This window comes from Yoonia sp. I 8.24, assembly GCF_022096995.1.
Classification (GTDB): Bacteria; Pseudomonadota; Alphaproteobacteria; order Rhodobacterales; family Rhodobacteraceae; genus Yoonia.
In genome coordinates, this window is sequence record NZ_JACXGQ010000005.1 from 329,784 (window position 1) to 352,828 (window position 23,045).

Annotated in this window: 25 protein-coding genes and 1 tRNA gene; 17 read left to right on the top strand and 9 right to left on the bottom strand. The window is 54.7% G+C overall.

The window, feature by feature from the left end:
- Positions 1–143 precede the first annotated feature (143 nt).
- From Yoon_RS12405 to Yoon_RS12425, 5 genes are all read right to left on the bottom strand, one after another.
- A complete protein-coding gene (locus Yoon_RS12405) occupies positions 144–452 on the bottom strand; it encodes a phasin family protein (protein WP_238112569.1) in 309 nt (102 codons plus the stop codon).
- 99 nt (positions 453–551) lie between these two features.
- Positions 552–1,733: an acetate/propionate family kinase gene (locus Yoon_RS12410; RefSeq protein ID WP_238112571.1), complete on the bottom strand. Its 1,182-nt coding sequence runs from the start codon at positions 1,731–1,733 to the stop codon at positions 552–554.
- Positions 1,730–3,124 carry a bifunctional enoyl-CoA hydratase/phosphate acetyltransferase gene (locus Yoon_RS12415; protein ID WP_238112572.1) on the bottom strand — a complete coding sequence of 465 codons (1,395 nt, stop codon included), beginning with the start codon at positions 3,122–3,124 and terminating at the stop codon, positions 1,730–1,732. The genes Yoon_RS12410 and Yoon_RS12415 overlap by 4 nt, the downstream gene beginning before the upstream one ends.
- Positions 3,125–3,139: 15 nt before the next feature.
- Positions 3,140–3,910, bottom strand: coding sequence for an enoyl-ACP reductase FabI (gene fabI, locus Yoon_RS12420; RefSeq protein WP_238112574.1), 771 nt, complete (start codon positions 3,908–3,910; stop codon positions 3,140–3,142).
- Between the two features lie 6 nt (positions 3,911–3,916).
- Entirely contained in the window at positions 3,917–5,752 is a 1,836-nt protein-coding gene (locus Yoon_RS12425; RefSeq protein ID WP_238112575.1) for an alpha/beta hydrolase, read from the bottom strand.
- Positions 5,753–5,928: 176 nt separating this feature from the next.
- Here Yoon_RS12425 and atpD point away from each other — a divergent pair, with 176 nt between their 5' ends.
- The 15 genes from atpD to Yoon_RS12505 all read left to right on the top strand — a co-directional run bounded on the left by atpD (position 5,929) and on the right by Yoon_RS12505 (position 17,757).
- On the top strand, positions 5,929–7,341 hold the full coding sequence (gene atpD, locus Yoon_RS12430) for a F0F1 ATP synthase subunit beta (RefSeq protein WP_238112576.1): 1,413 nt from the start codon (positions 5,929–5,931) through the stop codon (positions 7,339–7,341).
- Complete coding sequence (locus Yoon_RS12435) at positions 7,338–7,748, top strand: ATPase (RefSeq protein ID WP_238112577.1); 411 nt, start codon at positions 7,338–7,340, stop codon at positions 7,746–7,748. The genes atpD and Yoon_RS12435 overlap by 4 nt, the downstream gene beginning before the upstream one ends.
- The gene (locus tag Yoon_RS12440; protein ID WP_238112578.1) at positions 7,745–8,032 is read left to right on the top strand and encodes an AtpZ/AtpI family protein; all 288 of its coding nucleotides are present in this window, start codon (positions 7,745–7,747) and stop codon (positions 8,030–8,032) included. Before Yoon_RS12435 ends, Yoon_RS12440 begins: the two co-directional genes overlap by 4 nt.
- Positions 8,029–8,328 (top strand): ATP synthase subunit I, encoded by a 300-nt coding sequence (locus Yoon_RS12445; protein ID WP_238112579.1) that lies wholly within the window; start codon positions 8,029–8,031, stop codon positions 8,326–8,328. Before Yoon_RS12440 ends, Yoon_RS12445 begins: the two co-directional genes overlap by 4 nt.
- Positions 8,325–9,014: a F0F1 ATP synthase subunit A gene (locus Yoon_RS12450; protein ID WP_238112580.1), complete on the top strand. Its 690-nt coding sequence runs from the start codon at positions 8,325–8,327 to the stop codon at positions 9,012–9,014. Before Yoon_RS12445 ends, Yoon_RS12450 begins: the two co-directional genes overlap by 4 nt.
- On the top strand, positions 9,011–9,298 hold the full coding sequence (locus Yoon_RS12455; protein WP_238112581.1) for a F0F1 ATP synthase subunit C: 288 nt from the start codon (positions 9,011–9,013) through the stop codon (positions 9,296–9,298). Before Yoon_RS12450 ends, Yoon_RS12455 begins: the two co-directional genes overlap by 4 nt.
- Before the next feature lie 3 nt (positions 9,299–9,301).
- Positions 9,302–10,051 carry a F0F1 ATP synthase subunit B gene (locus tag Yoon_RS12460; RefSeq protein ID WP_238112582.1) on the top strand — a complete coding sequence of 250 codons (750 nt, stop codon included), beginning with the start codon at positions 9,302–9,304 and terminating at the stop codon, positions 10,049–10,051.
- Positions 10,052–10,053: 2 nt separating this feature from the next.
- Positions 10,054–11,592, top strand: coding sequence for a F0F1 ATP synthase subunit alpha (locus Yoon_RS12465; protein WP_238112583.1), 1,539 nt, complete (start codon positions 10,054–10,056; stop codon positions 11,590–11,592).
- Positions 11,576–12,463, top strand: a complete 888-nt coding sequence (locus Yoon_RS12470; protein WP_238112584.1) for a FoF1 ATP synthase subunit gamma — start codon at positions 11,576–11,578, stop codon at positions 12,461–12,463. The genes Yoon_RS12465 and Yoon_RS12470 overlap by 17 nt, the downstream gene beginning before the upstream one ends.
- Positions 12,464–12,764: 301 nt before the next feature.
- Positions 12,765–13,505 (top strand): hypothetical protein, encoded by a 741-nt coding sequence (locus Yoon_RS12475; protein WP_238112586.1) that lies wholly within the window; start codon positions 12,765–12,767, stop codon positions 13,503–13,505.
- 27 nt (positions 13,506–13,532) lie between these two features.
- Positions 13,533–13,742 carry a ferredoxin family protein gene (locus Yoon_RS12480; RefSeq protein ID WP_238112588.1) on the top strand — a complete coding sequence of 70 codons (210 nt, stop codon included), beginning with the start codon at positions 13,533–13,535 and terminating at the stop codon, positions 13,740–13,742.
- A gap of 2 nt (positions 13,743–13,744) precedes the next feature.
- Positions 13,745–14,416 (top strand): ferric reductase-like transmembrane domain-containing protein, encoded by a 672-nt coding sequence (locus Yoon_RS12485; protein WP_238112589.1) that lies wholly within the window; start codon positions 13,745–13,747, stop codon positions 14,414–14,416.
- Positions 14,413–16,158, top strand: coding sequence for an FAD-binding protein (locus Yoon_RS17950; protein WP_304957301.1), 1,746 nt, complete (start codon positions 14,413–14,415; stop codon positions 16,156–16,158). The genes Yoon_RS12485 and Yoon_RS17950 overlap by 4 nt, the downstream gene beginning before the upstream one ends.
- A 22-nt stretch (positions 16,159–16,180) precedes the next feature.
- Positions 16,181–17,413 (top strand): DUF1566 domain-containing protein, encoded by a 1,233-nt coding sequence (locus Yoon_RS12500; RefSeq protein WP_238112590.1) that lies wholly within the window; start codon positions 16,181–16,183, stop codon positions 17,411–17,413.
- Positions 17,414–17,601: 188 nt separating this feature from the next.
- Entirely contained in the window at positions 17,602–17,757 is a 156-nt protein-coding gene (locus Yoon_RS12505; protein WP_238112591.1) for a hypothetical protein, read from the top strand.
- 182 nt (positions 17,758–17,939) lie between these two features.
- Here Yoon_RS12505 and Yoon_RS12510 read toward each other — a convergent pair whose 3' ends face one another.
- The 4 genes from Yoon_RS12510 to Yoon_RS12525 form a co-directional block, all read right to left on the bottom strand.
- Entirely contained in the window at positions 17,940–18,470 is a 531-nt protein-coding gene (locus tag Yoon_RS12510; RefSeq protein ID WP_238112592.1) for a ricin-type beta-trefoil lectin domain protein, read from the bottom strand.
- Between the two features lie 57 nt (positions 18,471–18,527).
- Positions 18,528–19,736: a DUF1566 domain-containing protein gene (locus Yoon_RS12515; protein ID WP_238112593.1), complete on the bottom strand. Its 1,209-nt coding sequence runs from the start codon at positions 19,734–19,736 to the stop codon at positions 18,528–18,530.
- 117 nt (positions 19,737–19,853) lie between these two features.
- A complete protein-coding gene (locus Yoon_RS12520; RefSeq protein WP_238112594.1) occupies positions 19,854–20,963 on the bottom strand; it encodes an AraC family transcriptional regulator in 1,110 nt (369 codons plus the stop codon).
- A gap of 175 nt (positions 20,964–21,138) precedes the next feature.
- Positions 21,139–21,215: transfer RNA gene (locus Yoon_RS12525), tRNA-Arg, on the bottom strand.
- A gap of 89 nt (positions 21,216–21,304) precedes the next feature.
- On the opposite strand from Yoon_RS12525, the gene Yoon_RS12530 reads away from it, so the two are divergent.
- Together Yoon_RS12530 and Yoon_RS12535 are read left to right on the top strand one after the other, a co-directional pair.
- Complete coding sequence (locus Yoon_RS12530) at positions 21,305–22,333, top strand: LacI family DNA-binding transcriptional regulator (protein ID WP_238112595.1); 1,029 nt, start codon at positions 21,305–21,307, stop codon at positions 22,331–22,333.
- A gap of 87 nt (positions 22,334–22,420) precedes the next feature.
- Positions 22,421–22,996 carry a hemerythrin domain-containing protein gene (locus Yoon_RS12535; protein ID WP_238112596.1) on the top strand — a complete coding sequence of 192 codons (576 nt, stop codon included), beginning with the start codon at positions 22,421–22,423 and terminating at the stop codon, positions 22,994–22,996.
- Positions 22,997–23,045 lie beyond the last annotated feature (49 nt).

A 23,045-nucleotide genomic window follows, 5' to 3' on the forward strand; every position in this document is an offset into this window, starting at 1 on the left:
CGTTGACGACAATAACCGTCGCATGAGCCCGAACAGCACGGATAGATTCAAGCTTCTTGCTGAGGTCACCAGAAGAAGTTTCCCTACTGACGGCAATGAGAATTGTAGTATTTTTCATTGTGAGACCTTTCTTCAGTTTGGGTTTAAACCGGGGTGGCGTGCGCTCCTGTTTTAGATGTGCCTTTTGTGCCGATCTCCATCATTTTAGCGAATTCGGCGGCGTAATCATCCATTGCACCTTGGAAGAATTTTGCTTGCACGGCTTGAACTTCGGCGAAGTCCTTGGCTTGCATCAGCTCTTGCTGGGCTTGCACATCTTCTTTGATGCGCGCCGCGACAAATTCCATCACTTCATTTCCCATTTGGGTCATGGTTTCCATCCAATCAGTCCCGAAACCTGGGAATGACGGAAAGAGTGTTTCATGCACTGTTGGTTTTGCTTTCTTTGTCATCTTATTTCCTTGTTGATTCGTGGAGATGTGGCGCAAGTGTAACGTTTCGTGGCGCGGTGGCGTTGACCGAAGTCAAATGCCGCGCATGAACGTTGGACTTTAACTAAAGGCCTGTTGGCAGGCCGCCGCGATAGTGGCCTCTTCGTTTGTGGGGATGACGCATGTTGTTACACGCGCCGAATCGGTACTGATCGTCACTGCGTTTTGCTTATTCGCCGTTTCGTCCAATTCAATACCGAGCCACGCCAATCTGTCGCATATCAAATGGCGTACCAATGCCGAGTTTTCACCGATACCGGCAGTGAATATGAGCGCATCCAACCCGCCGATGGCAGGTACCAACCCGGCCAGATGCGCGGCGGCACGATAGCAATATAGCTCAATTGCTTCGCGCGCTTCCGGCGTGTCGCGATCCTGTAGGACCCGCATATCATTGCTGAGACCTGATACCCCTAAGAGACCGGATTGTTTGTACAATAGGTTTTCGATTTCGGGCGCAGACATTCCTTTGGTTTGCATCAGATAGAGCACCACACCAGCGTCCAATGTCCCGCAGCGCTGTCCCATCATCAGGCCGTCAAGCGCGGTAAACCCCATGCTTGTCGCCATGCTTTGGCGGTTTTTCATGGCGCACATGCTGGACCCGTTGCCAAGATGGGCGACGATCACCCGGCTGCTTGGCTTGTCTGCAAAGTACTTGGGCAGCACGCTTGCGATGTAGTCATAGGAAAGCCCGTGAAACCCATAGCGGATGACGCCTTCAGCTGTGAAAGCTTGGGGTAATGCGAAAAGCTGCGCGAGATGGTCTTGCGTGCGATGAAAGCTGGTGTCGAAACACGCTATCTGAGGCAGGTGCGGGTCCCATTGCGCGACCGCACGTATTGCAGCGATGTTGTGCGGTTGATGGAGCGGCGCAAGTGGAATAAGCGCCTCGAGCTCCGCCAGAACGGCTTGTGAAATGAGCGCGGGCCCAGAATACTTTTTGCCGCCATGCACAACCCGGTGCCCGACGCCGACAAGCGGCTGGTCACCCTGATATGCACGTAGCCAAGAAAGCAAACGCGCAAGAAGGTCTTCATGATCTAGCGATGCATCGATATGGGCCATCGCTGCGGAGTCGATAGGCATGTTTTCGGCATCCTGCGCCGAAAAAACCGGCGCGCTACCGATGCCTGCGATTTTGCCCTTTAGCACGGGATTTTCGGTTCCATCGTCGCTGCCGAAAATCGCAAATTTGATGCTGGATGATCCTGCGTTTAACGTCAGGTAAGTGCCGGTCATACCGCGGTTTCTTCATGAAAATGCACATATAGTTGCGCCATTGCGGTAGAGGTTAGCCGCGCCATAACGCTATCCGCGCGACTGGTAAGAACAATTGGCACCTGCGCGCCTAACACGATCCCTGCGGCATCAGCGCCCGCCAGATAGATCAGCTGTTTCGCGACCATATTTGCGGCTTCAAGGTCGGGCATTATCAAGATATCGGCGTCGCCAGCGATGTGTGATTGGATGCCTTTTGCGTTGGCGGCGGCTTCGGATATCGCGTTGTCAAAAGCCAATGGTCCGTCAAGCTGCCCCCCTTCGATCTGCCCTCTGTCCGCCATTTTACAAAGCGCCGCCGCATCAAGCGTGGACGGGATGCGCGGGGTCACCGTTTCAACCGCAGACAGCAAAGCGACTTTGGGGGCCGCAATACCAAGAGCATGGGCCAAATTAATGGCGTTTTGCACGATGTCACGTTTCGTTTGCAGGTCGGGAAATATGTTGATGGCGGCGTCGCTTATGATCAGTGGCTTGGGATGATTAGGAACATCCAGGATATAAAGGTGGCTCATCTTGCGTTCCGTGCGCAGGCCGATTTCGCGGCTGACGACTGGCTCTAATAGCTCATCAGTATGGAGCTTGCCCTTCATCAACATATTGACCTCGCCCGCGCGGGCCATGTCTACGGCTTGTTGTGCAGCGGCGTGGCTATGGGGGGCGTCGATGATCTCAAAACCGGATATATCACAGTTTGCTTCCGTGGCCGCGGCCTGAATTTTAGCTAAAGGCCCGATCAAAATTGGGATGATCATACCTTTGGCCGCGGCCTGCGCAGCCCCGTCTATCGATAATGGATCGCAGGGGTGGACGACGGCCGTGCGGACCGGCGGCAAGGTAGAGGCGTCAGCGATCAAAGCGCCAAACCGCGCGCCGCGTTCATGCAGATGAACCTCGGGGAGGTTGACTTGCGGGCGGCGGACCTTTTCGGTTGGGGCGATGACCAGTGCCTGCCCTTCGATCACAGTTTCGCCGTCTTGATTGACGCATAGGCAATCCAACGTGACTTTGTGATTTTTGAGAGCTTTATCTGCGACGGTCACACGGATCGTCACAGTGTCACCCAAGCCCACCGCCCGGCGAAAACTTAAACTTTGGTTTAGGTAGATCGTTCCGGGGCCGGGAAGTTTGGTGCCCAAAACCGCAGAGATCAGCGCGCCACCCCACATGCCGTGGGCGATGACTTTGTGAAACATATCTGACTGGGCATATTCTTCGTCTACATGGGCGGGGTTCACATCACCTGACATGACCGCGAAAAGCTCGATGTCGTCGTGGCGCAGCGTTTTGGTTAGCTCTGCGACGTCGCCGACCTGAATTTCGTCGAAAGTCCTATTTTCGATATATTGCATGGCTGTTGACCTTTGTTACGCGCGCACGTGGTACCCGCCATCGATATAAGAGGTGTTGCCCGTCACTTTTTGCGAGAAATCACTGACCATCCCGACCGCCATGTGTCCGACATCTTTGATCGTTACGAGGCCTTGTTCTGGCGCGCGTGTTCTTGCGTCGTCAATCAATTCGTCAAAATGGTCGATTCCAGATGCCGCCCGCGTTTGCAGCGGGCCCGGTGAGATGGCGTTGACGCGGATCTGTTGCGGCCCTAGTTCGGCCGCGAGGTATCTGACCGTGCCTTCTAGCGCTGATTTGACTGGCCCCATGATGTTGTAATGATCGACGACTTTTTCAGCGCCATAATAGCTCATGGTGAGGATGCTGCCGCCGTTTTTCATTAACGGCATGGCCAAGCGCGTCATTCGGATCAGTGAATGGACTGAAATATCCATGGCCTGTGCGAACCCTTCTTTTGAACACGCGCTAACGGGGCCATGCAGGTCGTCCTTGGGGCAAAAGGCGATGGAATGCAGCATGAAGTCTAGCGATCCCCACTCAAAGTCGATTGCGTCAAATACGGCCTTCATTTGGCTATCGTCCTGGACGTCCAGCTGCATGAACAGCGGTGCGTCCAGTTTCGCCACAACCGGTGCGACAAAGCGTTTGGATTTTTCGCTGGCATAGGTCACCGCGAGTTCTGCACCAGCTTCGCGAAACGCGGTTGCGCAACCTGCTGCGATTGAATCTTCGTTTGCGATTCCGACAATAAGTCCGCGTTTGCCGTTAAGAAGGGTTTTCAACATTTGTGATTATTCCTGAAAGACATAGGTGCCGGGAGCGTCGCATATTGGTTCATATTCTGCGGTTCCGATTGCGGGTGGATCAACGGGTTCGCCCGACCGATCTCCCAACCATTCTGCGAATTCTACCCACCATGATCCGTGCAAAGTTTCGGCTTCTGCCATCCAGGTGTCCGGATCCTGATAGGGTGAGTCCTTTGTTTTTGCGCGCATGCGGTAGTGGCGGCGTGGGTGGCCTGGCTCCGATACGATGCCCGCATTATGCCCTCCGCTGGTTAAAACAAATGTGACATCGGTGTCTGATAGCAAATTGAATTTATAGACCGAATGCCAAGGTGCCACGTGATCATGTTCGGTCCCAACGATAATCACAGGAGCGCGGATGTCGGACACTACGACGGGTTGATCCCCCACGCGGTAGCGTCCTCCTGCAAGATCATTGTTAAGAAACAGCTTCCGCAAATATTCAGAATGCATCCGATACGGCATTCGCGTCGCATCTGCGTTCCATGCCATCAGTGGGATCATTGGCGACCGTTCACCCATGAGATAGTCATGAATAATACGTGACCAAATCAGATCGTTGGATCGCAATAACTGGAATGCGCCCGCCATTTGCGTCGCGTCCAAATACCCTTTGTCCCACATGATATCTTCAAGATAGGTCAGCTGGCTGTCATTAATAAACAACGTCAGCTCGCCTGCTTGCGTGAAATCGACCTGTGCTGCGAGCAACGTCAGGCTCTTAAGCCGGGTATCATTGTCGCGTGCCATCGCCGCTGCTGCGATGGATAGCAGCGTGCCACCCAAACAATATCCCGCCGCGTGAATTTCAGGGCTACCGCTGATTTGTGAAGCGGCTGTGATGGCTTGCATGATGCCCTGTGATAGATAGTCATCCATTCCCAGGTTGCGATCGTCGGCATCCGGGTTTTTCCAAGAAACCATGAACACGGTGAAGCCCTGCTCTGTCAGATACCGCACCAGTGAATCCCGTTCGGTAAGATCAAGGATGTAGTATTTCATGATCCATGCAGGCACGATCAAAATGGGTTCAGGGCGCACCTTGTCCGTTGTTGGCGCATACTGGATCAATTCGATAAGGTGGTTGCGATAGACGACTTTACCCGGGGTCGTCGCCATGTTTTTACCGACGACGAAAGCGTCGCTGCCCACCGGTTTTTGTTCAGCGTTGCGCAAGGAGACGTCTTCGATGAAATTCTGCCAGCCGCGCCATAGGTTCATGCCGCCTTGTTCATAGGTTTTGGCCAGTACTTGCGGATTGGTGAACAGGTAGTTCGACGGAGAGAATACATCTAGAATTTGGCGTGCAGTGAACGTGACGACGTTTTCGTGCTGCTTAGTCACGCCTTCGACGTCAGTTGTCGCGTTGTGCCACCATTGTTGGTTTAACAAAAATGCCTGTGACATCGCGTTGAACGGCCATCTATTCCATTCTTCCCCATTGAACCGCTTGTCTTGCGGCAGCGCAGTGATGCATTGTGCGGGCGTGTCGGGGCTTTGGGCGCTCAATGTCGCGAAACTCGCAAAACGACCAGCTTTCTTTGCCGCTTTCTCTGCCAGCTCCCATTGCTTTCCGGGGGCAGAGTAGAGGTGCAGCGCCCAGTCCGAAAATGCTGCCGCAAGCGCGATTGGGGATAACCCACCAGTGAAACGCGCATGTGCAGCGTTGAGCCCCCTATCAATCGCTTGTGTAATCGAAGTGTGGTCGGAATTGCGTTCATTCATCGTGCTGTAAGGCACCGGGAATTCACCACGACGGCTTAGGGGTAGGGCAGCGACGTCGGTGGTTTGATTGTCATGCAATGTGGTGATGTTCGCCATCGAACAACCTTTCCGATTCGACCAAAGCTAATGGGAAAACTAAACGATTTGGGATGCGGGGCTATTGACCTACATCAATCACATGTCCCCGGTTTTTGTATAACTAGTACAGCGGAGGGAACCGCAAGTCGTCGCTGGAGAAGTAGTCAGGGCGACGTGAAAAAAAGGGGACGTCGATGTCCGCAGGTGCTCAGGTTAAAAAGACTTCGCAAAGCCAGAGCCTTCCCTCGACTGAGGGGCGGATTGTCGCAATTCGCGGTGGCGTCGTCGATGTGATGTTTCCCGGAACCGTCCCGCGTATTCATGAATTGCTTTTTGCGGGTGATGTCGCACTTGAGGTCTCGGGGTTGATCGGTGAAGGCGTGGTGCGTGCAATGGCTATGGCGCCGGTGCGCGGGCTGGGTCTTGGGATGATTGTCCGGGCGACGGGTGGCCCGATAAATGTGCCCGTTGGTGACGCCGTTCTTGGCCGGATGCTTAATGTCTTTGGCGCGCCCATCGACGGTCGCGCACCGCCAATTGGCGCGGAACAGCGGTCTATCCACCGTGCCGCCCCAAAGCTGGACGAACGCGTCTTACAATCGCGCATTTTGGAAACAGGCATCAAAGCTATCGACCTTCTATCGCCGATTGAGCGGGGCGGGAAAACGGGGCTGTTCGGTGGGGCTGGGGTTGGCAAGACCGTGTTGATTACCGAACTCATCAACAACACCGTGCAACAGCACAAAGGCGTCAGCCTGTTTTGCGGTATCGGTGAACGGTCTCGTGAGGCCGAAGAACTCTACCGTGAAATGGGCGAAGCAGGCGTGCGCGAGAACACGGTTATGCTGTTTGGCCAAATGAACGAAGCCCCCGGCGTGCGGTTCCGCGTTGGGAATACCGCGCTGACAATGGCCGAGTACTTCCGCGATGACAAAGGGCAAGATGTCTTGCTTTTAATTGATAATATTTTCCGCTTTGTACAGGCGGGCTCTGAGGTGTCCGGCCTTATGGGGCGTATGCCGTCGCGGGTTGGCTATCAGCCGACAATGGCAACGGAACTCGCTGCGCTCGAAGAACGTATCACATCCACAAAACGGGGTGCGATTACGTCGATCCAAGCCGTTTATGTCCCAGCGGATGATTTCACCGATCCCGCCGCCGCGCATATCTTTTCGCATCTGTCTGCGTCGGTCGTGTTGTCGCGCAAACGCGCGAGCGAAGGGCTTTATCCAGCGGTTGATCCGCTCGCCTCTGCGTCTGTGATGTTAACGCCTGCGGTGGTTGGCCAGCGCCATTATGAGATCGCGCGCGCGGTGCGCCGCACGCTGGCCGATTACGAAGAACTGCGCGATATCATAGCGATGTTGGGCCTGGAGGAGCTGTCATCGCATGATCGGGCGACTGTTGCCCGGGCCCGTAGGCTCGAGCGGTTCTTGACTCAACCATTCTTTACCACCGGGTCGTTCAGCGGGATGTCCGGTAAGCGCGTTCCAATCGCAGACACGCTGAACGGCTGTGAAGAAATTCTAGGTCAAACCACATTCGATCTGCCTGAAAGCGCCTATTATATGATTGGCGGATTGGATGATCTGGAGGCAGCAACATGACGGTCGCGGCTGAAATGCAAGTCACCTTGCGGCTGCCGACCCGGACCTTGTTCGATGGCCAAGCAACCCGGTTGACAGCGGTGGCCCCCAATGGCGCCTTCGGGATATTGCCGAACCATGTTGATTTTGTCTCTGCGACGGTGCCGTCGGTGGCTACGCTTACGCTCGCGGATGGGTCAGAGGCATTCTTTGGCCTCGATGCAGGGCTTTTGGTCAAACAGGGTCATTACGTTACGGTCACAGCACGTCGCGGTGTCCAAGGAGATGATCTGGAAAGTCTGCGCGCTTCGGTTGCGGCAAGTTTTGTGCAGATGGACGAAGACGAACGGCAGGCACGTGCCGCCCTTTCGCGGCTAGAGGCAACGATGGTGCGTCACTTTTCTGAACTCGCGGGGCCAGCGCAATGACAGCGAAACCGGATAAATCCACGGATGATATCACGCGCCAAGCAAGGCGGATGAAAGCGATCCGCGATAATCCGGGGCCAAGCCCGCTGCGTGGGATTGGCACGTTTGGGATGATTGGCTGGTCTGTTGCTGTGCCAACGGTTGGCGGTGCGTTCTTGGGTCATCGGCTTGATGGGAAAGCGCCACAATCCTTTTCGTGGACCATTGCGCTGATCTTAGGCGGTGTTGTGGTGGGGGCGTTCATTGCCGCATCTTGGATGAGTAAAGAAGGAGACGACAAATGATGGCTGTTAATTGGGCTGCCGTCGCGCTGGGCGGCGGTATCGGAACCATAACGGGCGCGCTCTTCTTCTGGGGCTTAGCGTTCGGCATGCGGCATGCGCTGCGCAGTGAAAGCCCGGTAAAGGCATTGGTGCTTAGCGCGGTTTTGCGCATAACTGTTTTGCTTGCTGTGGGGTGGATCGTTGCCACGCAGGCCGGACCCTGGGCCGCTGTTGGTTATGCTCTGGCGTTCTTTCTGACACGATTTATTGCCACGACATTTGCGCCCATTGGGCCGCGTGGGGCGTCGGCGTCATGAACTTAACCCCCGATAACACGGTCATGTTCACGCTATGGGGCCTGCCGATAAATGCCACCATTTTCTATACTTGGTTTGTGATGATCCTACTGACGGGCGCATCAATGTTGATCACCCGCAACTTGCGCCCAGACGTGCCGCCAAACAGGTGGCGCACAACGCTAGAGGTGATCGTCAAAGGCATTCAAAGCCAGATCGCGGAAATTGCGCCGGGCCCGTCGCGGCATTTGCTGTACTTCGCGGGGACGCTGTTTCTATTTGTTGCGGTATCGAATCTGTTGCTTGTTGTTCCGGGGTTTGAGCCCCCGACATCATCACTTTCGACCACAACTGCGCTTGCGATATCGGTATTGATTGCGGTGCCGCTGTTCGGTGTAAGCAGCCGGGGTCTTGGTGGCTATCTCAAGACCTATCTTGAACCATCGTTCATCATGCTGCCGTTTAACATCATTTCAGAATTCTCCCGCGGTATTTCGCTCGCAATTCGCTTGTATGGCAACATCATGAGCGGGGCCGTGATCGCGGCTATTTTGCTGACGGTAGCTCCTTTCTTCTTTCCTGTCGTGATGGATGTGTTGGGTCTGCTGACCGGCATGATCCAAGCCTACATCTTTGCAATCTTGGCGACGGTTTACATTTCCAGCGCCACTGCGCCTCCTTCCCAGCCTGAAAAGGATATCTTATGACTGAACTTGCTATCATTGCCGCCGTTTCAATCTTCACCGCAGGTTTGACCGTTTCTTTCGGCGCGATCGGACCCGCACTGGGTGAAGGGCGCGCTGCCGCCAATGCCCTGAATGCAATTGCGCAGCAGCCCGATGCGGCCCCGACAATATCACGCACGTTGTTTGTTAGCCTTGCAATGATCGAATCAACGGCGATCTATTGCTTTGTGGTCGCCATGATCCTGATCTTCGCGAACCCGTTCTGGATAGCAGCGCTTGCGGCCTCGCAGTCCACAGGGGGCTAAATCATGTCCATCGACTGGATGACTGTTGGTGCGCAGATTGCCAATTTTTTGGTACTTGTCTGGCTGCTAAAGCGGTTCCTTTACCGCCCCATTCTCGATGGAATCGACGCCCGCGAAGCCGAGATTACCCAACGTATGACCGAGGCTGTGGATGCAAAAGATGGGGCGGAGGCAATTACCGAGGAATACCACGAAAAATTGCAGAAATTGCATGTGTCGCAGGCTGAAATGTCCGAAACCATCCGAAAGTCGGCCGAGGATCAGCGCGATACCTTGCTGGCTGAGGCGCGCAATCAAATGGAGTCTGAACGCGCAGGCTGGCAGGCGCATATGGATGATGAGGCGCATAAATATACCGCCCGTTTGCAGCTTGCGGGCGCAGATGCGTTGTTATCGTTGACCCGCAAAGCATTGAACGATTTGGCCGATGAGACGCTAGAGGATCGTATCGCGCGCAATCTGGCGCGACAGCTGAAACCAATGGCAGCAGATCTGAACGCTGCTGCTGGCGATGGGGCCTTAGCGATCGTTGTCAGCCACAGCGCCTTGGCGCAATCCGTGCAGGACGATTTGGTTGCAGAGCTGGAAATCATGTTCCCGCAGGTAGCGGTCACATTCGAAGTGGATGAGGCCCAATCGCCGGGGATTATGTTGCGCATTGGTGGGGCGCAGCTGGCGTGGACCGTTGATTCATACATCGACGGGCTCGCGGCCTCGGTCGATGACCGGCTTGGCAACGGGCCAAGGGTATAACGATGCAAACTGACCCTTCTATAATCGATACCAATCTTGAAAAGATGGTGAAAGCGTTGCTGGAAAGCCCAGCCCCCGCTCCGCAGTTAAGCGAAATCGGGCAGGTTGCCGAAGTTGCGGACGGGATTGCCGTTGTGACGGGGCTAGAACGCGCTTTGTCAGACGAGGTTCTGGCGTTTGAAAATGGTGTGCAGGGTATTGTTCTTGATCTTGAACCCGGCCGTTTGGGCGTTGTGCTATTGGGTCCTTCCGACAATATCGGGGTCGGACAAAACGTCTTTCGCACGCATACCGTTGTCAGCACACATGTGGGCCCTAGCCTGCTGGGACGCGTCGTTGACGCACGTGGGTTGCCCATTGATGATAAGGGCCCCACAGATAGCGACTCCGTGCGCCCAGTTGAATCGGAAGCCCCAGAAATTCTGGAACGCAAAGCAATTTCGCGACCTCTAGCTACGGGGATCAAGGCCGTAGATGCGGCAGTGCCAATCGGTCTGGGGCAACGCCAACTGGTGATCGGGGATCGACAAACCGGCAAGACATCTTTGGCGGTGGACACAATCTTGAACCAAAAGCACACGGATGTGGTTTGCATCTACTGTGCGATTGGACAGCGCGGTGACGCCGTGGCCAAGGTCATCGGCGCGATCACGCAGGGTGGCATGCGAGAGCGGACTGTCATTCTGGCCGCAGGTGACGAGGAGGCCGCAGGGCTGGCCTACATCGCACCTTATAGCGCGCTTACGATTGCAGAATCCTTTGCCGCGCAGGGGCGCGACGTGCTGGTAGTCTTGGATGATCTTACCCACCATGCGCGATCTTATCGCGAATTGTCTTTGTTGCTGCGACGCCCGCCGGGCCGCGAGGCGTTTCCGGGCGATATTTTCTATATCCATGCGCGCTTGCTAGAACGCGCAGGCCAATTCACAGAGGCCGCGGGAGATGGGTCGATCACGGTTTTACCCGTGGTCGAAACACAGGCTGAAAACCTATCTGCCTATATTCCGACAAATCTTATTTCGATCACAGATGGGCAGATTTACCTCTCTCCACGACTGGTCCGAAAAAACCAATTTCCTGCGGTGGATTTAGGCGTTTCCGTCAGCCGCGTGGGCGGAAAGGCACAAAGCAAAGCGTTTCGATCCGTTGCGGGGAACCTGCGCGTGACCTTGTCGCAGTTTGAAGAATTGGAAGACTTCGCGCGGTTTGGCACCCGTCTTGACGATGCGACGCGCGCGCGTCTGCAACGGGGTGCTGCTGTACGGGCATCATTGCGGCAATCCGAACGTGATCCCATTGCGGCCGTTGAACAGTTGACGGTGTTGGTTGCGGCAATGGATGGCCAGTTCGATGGGCTGGACGAGGCAGGGATTTTTGCGGTTATGGCAGAACTCAGGGCCGCTGCCGCCCATGAATTGGATGATATCGCACAAATGATAGCCCAGAATGAACCCATTGATGACGCGATACGCGCGCGAATGGCTGCGCTAGGCCAGCAGGCGCGGGCGTCGGTAGGGGGCACCAATGACCCAATCACTTGAGGTTCTGGCCCGTCGCACCACAAGCATGCAAGGCATTCGCAGTGTCGTGCACACCATGAAATCACTGTCGGTCATCAACGCGGCCCCCTATGAACAGGCCGCCCGCGCGATTGAGGCTTATCATCAGACAGTGCTGACCGGATTGCATGCGTTCTTGTCCCAGTCACCTCCAATGAAAGCGCAGGCATCGCGGTCTGCGTCGCAAGTGATCATTGTTTTCGGGTCGGATCACGGGCTGTGCGGCAACTACAACGATGCTTTGGCAGCCCAAGCGGCGCCCAATATAGACCCCGAAAAGATCGTCCTATGTGTGGGCGCACAAATGGCAGGGGCGCTTTCTGATCTTGGTATCAAAGTCGAAAAAACCTTCATGCCACCTGCTTCGGTTGACGGAATCGGGCGGCTTGCGAACCTGTTGACGCTTGAACTGGACGGTATTCGCATGAAAACCCCCGGTTCAGATATTGCCGTTACGGTCGCTTTTTTTGCTCAAGGCGCGCAAGGATTACAAACTGCTGAGATAAAACCGCTTCTCCCGCTTGATGCTGGCCTCATCGAGGGGTTTCGGAGCAAGCCTTGGGTGTCGCGTAGCTTGCCGTTTTTCACGATGCCCCCGGATGACTTGTTTTTGGCGCTGATCCACGAACATCTTTTTGCCAGCCTGTATCGGGCTGCGGCCGAAGCGATGGTGACTGAAAACGCCGCGCGCCTTGCGCTCATGCAGCAGGCTGAACAATCGGTTGATGACAGGTTAGACGCGCTAAAAGCCGACACACGTGCGATGCGTCAAAGCGAAATTACGAATGAGCTTTTGGACGTGATTATCGGGTTTGAGGCCTTGAAAAAGGACAAAAGACGCAAGCGCGGGTGATAAAGTTGGTAGGCTCTTACAGCGTTCTTTGTGTCTCTGATGCGTCGCGCGCTTTGCCTTTGACCTAGATCACGAAACAAAATCGAATCTATGCGTAAAGTGATTTCGAAGACACTGCACACGTGCATGTGGTCGGAGTGACGCACGATGAATTCTTGAACTTTGAACGACGGAAAACACAGATGTCGCCGTGTAAATACTAAGAATAGGGGCATCTTAAGTGCCCGGCTATTATATCTCGAAAAACGCAAAATGCTGCGTGCTAAGAAAGGTCCTGTCTCATGCAGGGTAATAATCACCGATGGCCATAACGACCCCAAGCAATGCGCCGGGTCAGGGCGCACTTGCCCCCAATGCGCTGGGGCGGATGGGGTATGCTGACATGATCGCGGCAATGCTTTGGGTCGTTTCTAGCCAAGGCTATTACTTGATCAAAGATAGTTTCGCGTTTGAAGCTGGGTATGATAGCGCGCCGATACTCTTCACCGCCTACTATCTTGCTTGGAGCGCCATCGCGCTATGGTCTTTCCGATCTTTGATCGCCGAAAGCGTGAACCCCAACACGATGACACGCGAAGCGGTAATACTTGTATCGATCCTTGGGTGCTTTGCGCTGTTTGTGATTTATGGCCTACCGCTTTTGCCAAATGTATCCGAATTGCGCGCGCCCTCTGAACCGCCAGATTTCATGTTCGCATCGGCTTGGTACTATTTGCCAAAATCAGCTGAAATTCTGTTTCAACAAGTATTGGCCGCAGCGATCATTCTCACCGCGGGGCGTGCCGGGTATCGCCTGTCCACGATTACTTTAGGGATGGCCTTGGCCTTTGGCAGTTTCCATCTGCTGTTAGCATTTGATGGTTTCACCCCGACATATGTCACCCGTTTTACCATCTCCGCCACCGCGTTCGGGGCCTTGCTTCCTTATCTCTATTTACGGGCCAATAGCGGGTTTCGGTGGGCTTATAGCCTGCATTGGGGGTTCTACGCCGTCGATGCGGTGCTGACACATTTCATCCTTGCCGCGCCCCCTTGGGCATAATCAGAAAACACTGACTGGATAGAGAACATGACAATCAAAAGTATCAGCGGCTGCATCGGGTGCGAGGAATGCGTAAAGTCTTGCCCTTGCGATGTCATCCGCATGGACGGGAACAAGGCGTATATCGCCCATGCTGCCGACTGCCAAATCTGCCACCTTTGCCGGATGTATTGCCCCGTTGATGCCATCGAGATGGCACCGGAAAAATCCATTCCTGTGATCTTGCCTTGGGGATGACTATGAAGCTTTCTGCACAAAAATATGCGATCATCGCGGGCCTTTTCATTTTCGTCGGGCTGCCGGTCTTATTCTACACATTGGGCGATGCCCCACGCCGTACGGTGCTAAAAGAAGCGATTTCCATCGCGACGCTCTTGGCTCTTTCGATGATGCTGGGGCAATTCTTTCTCGCGCGGAGCAACGAAACCCTGCTGAGCCTGTTCAAACCGCCGCAAGTTCAGAAATTCCATAAATATATCGCCTATTCCGCAGTCGTCGTCATTCTGCTGCACCCGGCACTGATCGTATTACCGCGTCATTGGGAAGGCGGGATAAAACCGTGGGACGCATTTATCACCATGATCACTGACCTTGGAAATATTGGTATCATTCTAGGCATTGTGGCTTGGTGCTTGTTGCTGATGCTGAGCATCACCGCGTTTTTTCGCAAGAAACTGATCCCGCGTTTTAAGCTGCGCTATCGCGGTTGGCGGTATTTTCATGGGGGGCTCGCGGTGACGTTTACCGTGTTGGCGCTGTGGCACGCAATTGCCTTGGGCCGCCATACTGACGCTGCCATGTCGGCCTTCTTTATCACTGTGGCCGTGCTTGGTTTTGCGATGCTGGCCCAGATGTATTGGGGCGCAAAAACGCCCAAATCGAAACCGACGTCCAAAGGGGCCGTGACATGACCGATCTAAACGACACAACATCACCAACCCGCCGCGAGTTCCTTGCCCTATCTGGCGCGACCGCTGGCATCGCCTCGCTTGGCATGGCGGCATGGGCGCAAAACAATGTTGAAATTGACGTGGACGCGATTACCAACACAGACCACGTGACGGATGTCTTGGTTATTGGTGGCGGAATGGCGGGGCTTTTTGCTGCTGTAAAGGCGCATGATGCGGGCGCGGCCACAATGATCGTGTCCAAAGGACGCTTGGGCGCATCCGGCCTGACGCCGTTTGGCAAGGGTTTCTTCGTGTTTGACCCGGATACAGAAAGCGGCACCATCGATGATTTCGTCGATACAGTGTCACGTTCGGCGCTTGGCACAAACAACCCGACTTACACGCGCCAGTTGGCGGTGCACTCGATGGCCCGCGCGCAGGAACTGCGTGATTGGGGCTTCTTCGATCAAACGCTGGCGAATCGCCCGTTTATTAAGCCTATCGAAGAACGTAACATCCCGCTGCTTGAACGCGTTGTTGTGACCCATCTAATCAAAGAGGACGGGCGCATTGCGGGTGCTGCAGGTTTCCGCGTCGATGCCGAAGAAACAGTCACTATTCGGGCCAAATCAGTGATTCTTTGCACAGGTGCGGGCGGGTTTAAGCCAAGCGGTTTCCCACTTGGCGATCTGACCCATGATGGCACGATCATGGCCTATGAAATTGGTGCCAAGGTCACAGGCAAAGAATGGAACGATGGCCATTCGACCCGCAGCGTGAACCCCGCCGCCTGCTATGACAATTGGGGCGACATGTTTGAACGTGTCCCATCGACAAATGGCGTCGAGGTGCATCACGATCTGGGCGTCGACATCAACTACCGCGCCTATGTGACGGGCAACCCGGTCTCTGGTGGGACCGGTGCGGTGCAGCCTACCGAAGCCGTAGACGGCGGGCCCTATGTGCCCGAGGAATTTCAAAATGTTGGTCAGCCTTCGGGTGACGGGGAAGGTGGCGCGCTCGGTGCCCCCCCCTCTGGCGAAGGCGGTGCCCCCGGTGGCCCGCCCCCCGGCTTTGCGGCAAGTGCGAATGTGGGCGGTGCCTCGGCTGGGATGGCGATCCATAAATCCGAAGGGCTGGTTCCGTTTGATGATCGTTGCGCGTCTAACATCGCAGGTCTTTATGCGGCGGGCGATGCGCTTGGTAGCCATATGGCGGGCGGTATTTACACACAAATCGGGTCGTCGCTTGCGGGGTCTGCCGTGCAGGGCGCCATCGCGGGCGAGGCGGCAGCAGAATTTGCCGACACAGTGGAAACCCCCGTCATTAGCGATGATCGCCTGATTGAATTTACCGACGAAATCCTTGCGCCCTTGCGCCGCGAGGCAGGGTATGGCCCCGCATGGGTTACACAAACCCTACAAGGCATCATGATCCCGAACTTCGTGCTTTATATCAAAAAGGCGTCGATGATGACCGCCGCGCTCGCCTATGTTGAAGAGCTGCGGGACCACCATGCCCCGATGTTGCGCGCAGCCAACATGCACGAACTACGCTTGGCCCATGAAACCCGCAATATGATCCTGAGCGCGGAAATGAAGATGCGCGCCTCGCTGATGCGCACGGAAAGCCGCTGCAGTCACTACCGGCTGGATTATCCAGAGGTGGACGACGAAAACTGGCGCGCCTGGATCAATATCTACCGTGGCACGGACGGTGCAATGCAGCTTGAAAAGCAGCCTTTCGATACATGGCCTACCTAATCATTTCAAAGAGGCACTACAAATGACCCAAACACCACTGAACCTTACAACGGTTCTTGCGATTGCTGCGCTGGCGCAAACAGCAACCGCGCAGCCCACATTCCCGATTGTCGATACGGGGCAAAGCAGCTGTTTTGACGCAAGCAACGCTATTGAGTGCCCCTCAGCAGGCGTCGCGTTTTACGGCCAAGATGCCCAGTTTGATGGCACCCAACCCAGCTATACCGACAATGGTGATGGCACTGTCACCGACAATGTCACGGGCTTGATGTGGGCCAAGACGCCTGACATGAACGGTGACGGCGATATTCTTGCCGAAGACAAGATGAGCTATGAGGCTGCATTGGCTGGTGCCGCGGATTTTGATCTTGGCGGCTATGACGATTGGCGCCTTCCGACCATCAAGGAAATGTATTCGCTGATGGATTTCGATGGCGTTGATCCATCGGGATATGAGAGCGAGGACACCTCTGGCCTTATCCCGTTTATTGACCGCGACTACTTCGACTTTGCCTATGGCGACACCGACGCGGGTGAGCGGATTATCGACAGCCAGATGGCGTCAAGCACGCTGTACGTCTCGGGCACGAACGCCACAAATGACGCAGCTTTGTTTGGGGTCAACTTCGCGGATGGTCGGATCAAAGGCTATGGCCTTGAATTGCATGGACGCGACAAGACATTCTTTGTCATGTATGTGCGCGGTGACACGGGCTATGGCGTAAATGATTTCACTGATAACGGCGACGGCATTGTAACGGATGCATCCAGTGGGCTGATGTGGACCCAAGCCGACAATGGCGAGGCAATCAGTTGGGAGGATGCGCTGGCATATGCGCAGACAGCCAATGCCGAGACCTACCTTGGCCACGACGATTGGCGCGTGCCCAATGTCAAGGAATTGCAAGCGATCGTAGATTACACACGTTCACCTGATACAACGGATTCGCCCGCGATTGATCCAGTTTTTGCGAGCGCCGCAATCACCAATGAAGCCGGGCAGGTCGATTATGGGTGGATCTGGTCGTCGACCACCCACGCCAATTGGACCGACGTAGAGGGCGGGGCTGGTGCTTACGTCAGCTTTGGCCGGGCGATGGGCTATTTCGATGATGTCTGGACGGATGTGCATGGCGCAGGGTCGCAGCGATCTGATCCAAAGCTTGGTGATCCCGCAGATTTTCCAAAAGGAAACGGCCCTCAGGGTGATGCACAGCGTATTTTCAATTTTGTCCGTCTGGTACGCGACGGGTGATCATGACAGTCTGATCGTACCCGTGATTTGAATGCACGCAGTACAGCGACCGACACGCAGATAGACGCGGGCGAAAGCGCATAAGCGGTGGGCTGCAGTTGTTTGTGGGGACCGCGCTGTTTATCTTTGCCACGGCTGCAATTGGCTTCATGCGCGCCACGTTGGCCCGGTCCATCGCGTAGTTCGCCATGTTTCCCATGCTTGTTTACCTGCCGGTTGTGCTGCTTTCAGGCGGCGTCAGTCCGGTCGAAAACCAACCCGATATCCTGCAAGAGATCACTTGGTTTTTGCCGTCATGCCACGATCTCGACTTGGCCAAATCTGTTCGGAACTGCATGGCTTGACGCGGTCTGGACTCAAATCTTGACAATCGCAGGACTTGGAACCGTCTTTTTTGTTGATCAGCCCTAGCCTATTCCGACGCTCCATCAAAGCTGGCGGATGATTCGATTCTATTTGGTGTTGCGCCGGGCACGAATGGCCCGACGCAGTTTTTAGGGTCAGACAAAACTGCCTAATGCGCCCATTATTCTGTGCGTGTCGCCCAAGTTTGATAGGCGGCGCTATCCGCGTCACAAACTTCCAACGTCAGGGCTTTGATTTGGTTGGTGTCGCTGCGGCCAGACCGTGTGTCCTCACCGACGGTAAAGCACATGTCGGTTGCAGAGGCAGGTGTGATCGTACCTTCGCCAGAAAAGACGAAAGATTGCGCTGCGCTGCCGTCACAATCGGCCAGCGCAAGTGTGGCGCCTGCTTCGGTCGACGCGGCCTGCGCGCAGACGTCGAATTCTGGCATGTACAGCAGACCGTCGGCGAATTTTTCGGTGTCGAAAATTTGGTCGACAAGCAGTTCACCAAGTGGGCTGTAGCACGTGTGGCCTTGCAAGCCGTTGGCCGGATCTGCCTGCGCACCTTTGCCGCCGGCGATATCAACACAATAGCCGTCTTGTGTGTTGTCGAGGATATCTGTCAGATAGATTTCGACATTCTCGGCTTGTGCGGTGCTAGCGACAAGCATGGCGCTGATGAGGCCTGAGAAGAAAATGCGGTTTAACATAAGTGTATTCCTTTTTTAGATGGGGCCCGTATTTTGGACCCCGTTGAGTTTCGTATCTTAACGTACACAGCGCACAAGGTTGTCGGCGCGATTGTAGTCACAAGCGTTGATAGAACAGGTCGTGTCTTCGGTCATTTCTTGGTCAGCGGTTGACTTGATAGAAGACCGCTGCGCGCCTGCGCCATGCCAGTCGGTGAATTCTGTCTGCTCGCCTGCCATGCTCAGCGCTTTGCCGAATGCGATGACGTTGGCGTAGTTTTTCCAGTCGCCGAATGTCGTGCTGGTCCAGAAATCCAGTGTTTCAGAATCCTCTGTGATCATGAAATAGTTTTCGTCGATCGCGGGAAAACCGGTACGGCGATAATCCACGATGCTTTGCAGTTCTTTGGAGGTCGGGAGATACCAATCATCATGACCGCCAAGCTCAAGCGCTTCGCAATAGGCAAGCGCATCGTCCCACTCGCGGCGTGCGCCATCGTCAGATTGCTGCCACATGCGGCCGGTGGCTGCGTCGGTGACGGTACCATCGCCATTGTCGGCAAATTCATTCACCCCGTACACGCCTTCGTCGCCGCTCACACAGCGCACGTAGTTGCCTGGTGCTTGGCTTGCCAGACCACTCGTGGCGGCAGCGCCAGTGTAGAAATTCAGACCTGTCCCGTAAGATTTGATATGGCCATCCGCAAAGTTAAAGCCAAAGGCGGCTTGGTTCATACCGTTTTGCACGGGCCCTTTGATATAAAGCGTGTTGCTCCAATATTGGCCCGCAAAGATCATTTCACCGTCAGGATAGAAGAAGTCAAAGACGCTTGTGTCGATGTAAGGGGTTGGTTCGCCTTCTTCTGGTGTTAGTAGCTCGCCGCGATTGTCGGCCAGTGAATACAGCTCTTTGATCGAGGGCACGCGCCAATCAGTGCGATCACCAAGTTCAAGCGCTTCGCAATAGTCGAGCGCATCAGCGTATTGAAGACGTTCGTTTTGCGGGGTTTGCTGCCAGACAAGCTGTGTGTTGTCGTCCAAAACTGTGCCGTCGCCATTGTCGGTATATGAAGCCGCCAAACGTGGGTGCTGGGTGTCTTGACCGTACAAGGCTTCGCCGACTGCGGGGCAGGTGATTTTTACGCCGATATTGTCATAGCAAGCATCTTGCATTGTATCGACGATCGCGAATGTCACATCTTGTGCCATGCCTGCTTGGGTGGAAAGAGCCAGCAGTGCAGGTGTCAGGTAGGACGCCAGCGTAAATGGGCTAAGACGGCGTGTCATAAGAAAATCTCCTTTGAGAAAGCTAAACATTACACCTGCCTTATACGCTGCCCTGCGGGCTAAATCGTCCTCGCCGCTAAGCCCGTACGCGCCAAAACGGAAAAATTTGTTTAAAGCTCACGCTAAGTCGCGGCGATATTGCGACGGGGTCATTCCTGTAAGCTTTTTGAACGCTGTGTTGAATGGAGATTTTGAATTGAATCCGGACGCATAGGCGATGTCCAACACGGTATTTTCTGCCTGCGCGGGGTCTTTCATCGCCTGTTGGGCCGCTTGGATGCGGTATTCATTGACGAATAGGTAAAAGTTCTTCTCATAGCGTGCGCTGATCACTTCGGTCAGGTGATGGCGTGGCACAGCCATCCGTTTCGAAAGCGTTTCGATCGTCAGGTTTGCGTCCAGATAAGGACGCTGTGATTGCATGAAAGTGTCAAGCCGCTGCGCAATGACATCTGCACGCTCAGGGCTTAAACCTGACCGATCATATCGGGGTTTGGTTGATACCAATTCCTGCGTGTCAGGGGCAGGGGCCGTGTCGTCAGTAGGGGCATCGGCGTCAAAAACGCGATCTTGCTGAAGGCCGAAAAAGCTCAATCCCAAAATGGCGGCGATCAGGGCAAAAAGATGCAGATCCATCAGGTTGGGTTGGGAAAGAAACGCCGCGAGAAACAGTAAAAGAAAGACGCCGGTTACGCCCGCCGTCATCGCGCGGAGCCATCCCAAGGTGATGTGGTTCGGCAGGTTGGAGTAATGCCCAACCACGGCGTTCGCATGTCGATCTAACCGCCGAAATATCGCGATAGAATACGCGAGAAGAATACCGAGATTGATCGCGCCAACAACGCGAATGGACGTGCTAAAGGTGGCGACTTCAGGGTTTGGTGGGACGGGTGCCCAGCCGGTGATAATCTGCACCACACTCACCGCGAAAAAAGGCGCGAAATGTACGAGGTTTCGGGAAGTGATCCGGGTGACGTCCCCTGTCAGGCTTCCAACATATAGCCACATAAATGGTCCGTAGGTGAGCGGATAAACAAGGTTAGCGCGCAGAAGTGGGACTTTAATCTCTGGCCAAAGCTGCATTACCGCACCAGAAACCAGCGGAAGCGCCATAAGGACCATCCAGACCGCCAAAATGGTGTCATTTAGCGACTTTGTACGCTTATTTAGTAAGAAAAACGTCGTAAAAAGCGCCTGGACGCTGCCGACAAAAAGCAAATGTTCCATGCGGCCTCTGTTGCAAAAGGGTTCTTTGCGATCTCAGTACCTCTATCAATGCATTTGCGTAAACTCAAATTGAGATGGATCACAAGGCCGTTTGAGGCGGCTCGAAGTCGTATAGATGGGCCCGCTTGCGCGCATTCTTTCAAACACGCAACCCTGTCAAACGTCTTATCGGGTCTGGCGACCCCGGCAGGATTCGAACCTGCAACCTGCCCCTTAGGAGGGGGCTGCTCTATCCAGTTGAGCCACGGGGCCGTTCTGGTCGATCAATGCCTACGTTTGTTCATCTGGTCAACGGGCCAAAGGACCGTTAACAATGGTGGATACAAAGACAGGATGACGCCGTGACGAGCCGCAATAAACGCCCATTGACCCTGCGTGATGTATCCGAAGCTTCGGGCGTCAGCGAAATGACAGTTAGCCGTGTGCTGCGTAACAAAGGGGATGTAAGCGCTGCGACCCGCCAAAAGGTGCAGGATGCGGCCAAGCAGCTGGGCTATGTGCCCAACAAAATTGCCGGGGCTTTGGCATCGCAGCGCGTCAATCTGATTGCGGTTATTATTCCGTCATTAGGAAACATGGTTTTCCCAGAAGTCTTGTCCGGCATTTCCGAAGTTCTTGAAGGTACGGAGTTGCAACCTGTGGTGGGTGTGACCGATTATCTTCCTGAAAAGGAAGAAAAAGTTCTGTTTGAAATGCTGTCGTGGCGGCCCTCAGGGGTGATCATTGCAGGGCTGGAACATTCCGAAGCCTCGCGCGCGATGCTGCGCCAAGCAGGCATTCCGGTCGTTGAAATCATGGACGTTGATGGCGAACCAATTGACGCCTGTGTCGGGATTTCGCATCGCCGCGCGGGGCGTATCATGGCCGAAGAGATTCTTGCTGCGGGGTACAAGCGGATTGGCTTTATGGGCACGAAAATGCCGCTTGATCACCGTGCGCGCAAACGGTTCGAAGGGTTTACGCGTACCTTGGCCCAATCCGGCGTTGAGATCGCTGATCAGGAGTTTTACTCGGGCGGGTCTGCCTTGGCCAAGGGCCGAGAGATGACTGCGAAGATGGTTGAACGCACGCCTGATCTCGATTTCCTGTATTTCTCAAATGATATGATTGGCGCCGGTGGATTACTGTATTTGCTCGAAAAAGGGATCGATGTGCCGGGCAAAATTGGGTTGGCGGCGTTTAATGGTGTCGAGTTATTAGATGGTTTGCCGCGGCAACTTGCCACGATGGATGCCTGTCGCCGCGAGATCGGCGTGAAGGCAGCCCAGATTATCGCGGATTACCACAGTGGTGCGGATCAAGAAGATGGGCAGTTGGTGACACTTAGCCCTAAGCTGGCCTTTGGTGATACGCTGCGCCCCCGCAGGTAAGGCCTGCATCTGAGCACATAAGTAACTGACCCATTTCGCATGCATTGCGCTAGGTTGGGCACAGCGAAAGTGACCGATAGGACTGCCATGACCCCTGAACTCGCACTTGCCAAACGCGCGGGCTTACTCGATCCGCTGCGCGTTTTGATCAAAGAGTTTCCGCGCGAAGCCTGGCAGTCGCATGCCGCGTATTCGCAATTAATCGCGTTTTGGTTGGACCGCCATCTGATGTTTCGGCGTCTGTTGGCGCATCTGTACGATGATCTGCAAGGCGTCATGGATGGGCAAAACGATCCCGAAATCTACAAACGGGCGCTGTCGCGTTTTGGTGGCATGTTGATCAATCAACTGCACGGACATCATCAAATTGAGGATGCAAAGTATTTCCCTGTCATGGCGCAGCTCGACACACGGGTTTCGCGGGGGTTTGATCTGTTGGATTCAGATCACCATGCAATGGATGAGTTGTTGTCTGGTTTGGCAGATTCAGCGAATGCCGTTTTGCAGACGGATGTGGGTAAGCCCCCTGCCTTTCACGATACATTAGGTGGTCTGCACGGTGTCCTTGATCGGTTTGGTGCGATGCTCAATAGGCATTTGATTGATGAAGAAGAGTTGGTTGTGCCCGTCTTGCTGAAATATGCGCCTGCCCAATTCCAGTAACGTAAAAAAGGCGCCACAATGGGCGCCCCTTTCATTAGCATTCATGCGC

Coding starts and splice junctions, on each gene's coding strand:
- Yoon_RS12460 (WP_238112582.1), top strand. CDS start 9,302: ATGTCCATCGACTGGATGACTGTTGGTGCGCAGATTGCCAATTTTTTG.
- Yoon_RS12440 (WP_238112578.1), top strand. CDS start 7,745: ATGACAGCGAAACCGGATAAATCCACGGATGATATCACGCGCCAAGCA.
- Yoon_RS12510 (WP_238112592.1), bottom strand. CDS start 18,470: ATGTTAAACCGCATTTTCTTCTCAGGCCTCATCAGCGCCATGCTTGTC.
- Yoon_RS12515 (WP_238112593.1), bottom strand. CDS start 19,736: ATGACACGCCGTCTTAGCCCATTTACGCTGGCGTCCTACCTGACACCT.
- Yoon_RS12480 (WP_238112588.1), top strand. CDS start 13,533: ATGACAATCAAAAGTATCAGCGGCTGCATCGGGTGCGAGGAATGCGTA.
- Yoon_RS12535 (WP_238112596.1), top strand. CDS start 22,421: ATGACCCCTGAACTCGCACTTGCCAAACGCGCGGGCTTACTCGATCCG.
- Yoon_RS12445 (WP_238112579.1), top strand. CDS start 8,029: ATGATGGCTGTTAATTGGGCTGCCGTCGCGCTGGGCGGCGGTATCGGA.
- Yoon_RS12435 (WP_238112577.1), top strand. CDS start 7,338: ATGACGGTCGCGGCTGAAATGCAAGTCACCTTGCGGCTGCCGACCCGG.
- Yoon_RS12455 (WP_238112581.1), top strand. CDS start 9,011: ATGACTGAACTTGCTATCATTGCCGCCGTTTCAATCTTCACCGCAGGT.
- Yoon_RS12475 (WP_238112586.1), top strand. CDS start 12,765: ATGGCCATAACGACCCCAAGCAATGCGCCGGGTCAGGGCGCACTTGCC.
- Yoon_RS12425 (WP_238112575.1), bottom strand. CDS start 5,752: ATGGCGAACATCACCACATTGCATGACAATCAAACCACCGACGTCGCT.
- Yoon_RS12415 (WP_238112572.1), bottom strand. CDS start 3,124: ATGCAATATATCGAAAATAGGACTTTCGACGAAATTCAGGTCGGCGAC.
- fabI (WP_238112574.1), bottom strand. CDS start 3,910: ATGTTGAAAACCCTTCTTAACGGCAAACGCGGACTTATTGTCGGAATC.
- Yoon_RS12410 (WP_238112571.1), bottom strand. CDS start 1,733: ATGACCGGCACTTACCTGACGTTAAACGCAGGATCATCCAGCATCAAA.
- Yoon_RS12470 (WP_238112584.1), top strand. CDS start 11,576: ATGACCCAATCACTTGAGGTTCTGGCCCGTCGCACCACAAGCATGCAA.
- atpD (WP_238112576.1), top strand. CDS start 5,929: ATGTCCGCAGGTGCTCAGGTTAAAAAGACTTCGCAAAGCCAGAGCCTT.
- Yoon_RS12505 (WP_238112591.1), top strand. CDS start 17,602: ATGTTTCCCATGCTTGTTTACCTGCCGGTTGTGCTGCTTTCAGGCGGC.
- Yoon_RS17950 (WP_304957301.1), top strand. CDS start 14,413: ATGACCGATCTAAACGACACAACATCACCAACCCGCCGCGAGTTCCTT.
- Yoon_RS12465 (WP_238112583.1), top strand. CDS start 10,054: ATGCAAACTGACCCTTCTATAATCGATACCAATCTTGAAAAGATGGTG.
- Yoon_RS12485 (WP_238112589.1), top strand. CDS start 13,745: ATGAAGCTTTCTGCACAAAAATATGCGATCATCGCGGGCCTTTTCATT.
- Yoon_RS12520 (WP_238112594.1), bottom strand. CDS start 20,963: ATGGAACATTTGCTTTTTGTCGGCAGCGTCCAGGCGCTTTTTACGACG.
- Yoon_RS12405 (WP_238112569.1), bottom strand. CDS start 452: ATGACAAAGAAAGCAAAACCAACAGTGCATGAAACACTCTTTCCGTCA.
- Yoon_RS12450 (WP_238112580.1), top strand. CDS start 8,325: ATGAACTTAACCCCCGATAACACGGTCATGTTCACGCTATGGGGCCTG.
- Yoon_RS12500 (WP_238112590.1), top strand. CDS start 16,181: ATGACCCAAACACCACTGAACCTTACAACGGTTCTTGCGATTGCTGCG.